This window comes from Curtobacterium sp. 18060, from assembly GCF_902706105.1.
Lineage (GTDB): Bacteria > Actinomycetota > Actinomycetes > Actinomycetales > Microbacteriaceae > Curtobacterium.
In genome coordinates this window covers 1-1423 of sequence record NZ_CACSJV010000107.1, presented here as the reverse complement: position 1 = coordinate 1423, position 1423 = coordinate 1, and the positions used below count along the sequence as shown (strand labels likewise).

2 protein-coding genes are annotated in these 1423 nt (G+C 64.6%); both read left to right on the top strand.

Translation table 11 applies throughout. The features are described 5' to 3' along the window. The first annotated feature begins 224 nt into the window (after positions 1 to 224). Entirely contained in the window at positions 225 to 542 is a 318-nt protein-coding gene (locus GVL05_RS19770) for a helix-turn-helix domain-containing protein (RefSeq protein ID WP_194672230.1), read from the top strand. Continuing rightward, entirely contained in the window at positions 539 to 1348 is an 810-nt protein-coding gene (locus GVL05_RS19765) for an IS3 family transposase (RefSeq protein ID WP_235036087.1), read from the top strand. The genes GVL05_RS19770 and GVL05_RS19765 overlap by 4 nt, the downstream gene beginning before the upstream one ends. Positions 1349 to 1423: the final 75 nt, after the last annotated feature.

Sequence of the window (1423 nt, the reverse complement as noted above, 5' to 3'; positions counted from 1 at the left end):
CTGGACTGGTCCCCGGTTCTTGGACTGATTAGTCGGTTCGAGATCCGGGGATGGTTCGTGTGGGTGGTACCGCGTCGTCGTTGACGAGTGCGCAGCGGGTGGCTGCGGTGGAGTGGTTCGGTCGGGGGTTGAGTGATTGGGCGACGGCTCGTCGGCTAGGAGTGACACGGAAACCGGTGCGACGCTTGCATCAACGGTGGTTGCTGCATGGTCCGGAGGTGCTCATGGATTCCCCCAGACGCTCGTACTCGTTCGAGGTTAAACGTGACCTCGTGCGCCGCTTCCTTGCCGGGGAACCAGCCGATGCGCTCGCCTCCGAGGGAGGGCTCTCCTCAGCGCTGCTGCTGCGCAAATGGGCGAACCAGGTTCGCAAGGACGGTGAGGACGCCCTCCGGCCGCGCCCAACGGGCCGCCCGAAAGCGAAGCCGGACACCGAGCTCAGCGAGCTGGAACGACTCCGGCGGGAGAACGAGTACTTACGGGCCGAGAACGCGTACTTGGGAAAATTGCGGGCCTTGCAGGCGCAGCAACGGCGTCGGTGAAGACCGCAGCCGTTGCCGCTTGCAAGGCCGAACACTCACTCCAGACGCTGCTGCAGATCGCCGGTCTTGCCCGCTCCACGTTCTTCTACCAGCAAGCCCGCTCGCGTGAACCTGACCGGCACGCTGACACCGCGGACGCGATCCGCGCGATCTTCGTCCGCACCAAGGGCCGGTATGGGCATCGGCGGATCCACGCCGAGCTCCGCCGGACCGGGCCAGTGGCGAAGAAGACGGTCCTGGCGTTGATGCGACGCCACGACCTGGTCTGCCTGGTGCGTCGTCGACGCCGATACTCGTCCTACGGCGGCGAGGTCGGCAAGGTTGCAGCGAACCTGCTGAACCGGGACTTCACCTCGACAGCGCCGAACCAGAAATGGGTCACGGACGTGACGGAGTTCCGGGTCGGTGAGCACAAGCTCTACCTGTCACCAGTGATGGACCTCTTCGACCGGCAGATCATCGCCTATCGAACCGGAACGTCCCCGACCCTGGAACTCACCCACGGCTCGCTCCGCGACGCACTCCACACCGCACTCGGGGCGGCACCGCTGGTGCACTCGGACCAGGGCATCCACTACCAGCACCGGTCCTGGCGGTCACTGCTGGCAGCTGCCGGCGCGTCCCAGTCGATGTCGCGAAAGGGCAACTGCCACGACAACGCGATCATCGAGAACTTCTTCGGCCATCTGAAAGCCGAGATGTTCCACCCAACCCATTTCGACAGCATCACCACGCTCGACACCGCGATCCACGACTACATCACCTGGTGGAACACCGACCGCTCCCAGGCACGACTCGAGGCATGAGCCCGGTTCAATACCGAGCTCACGCCCTCGCGGCCTAATCTGACTTCACGGTCCAACAAACCGGGACCAGTTCAC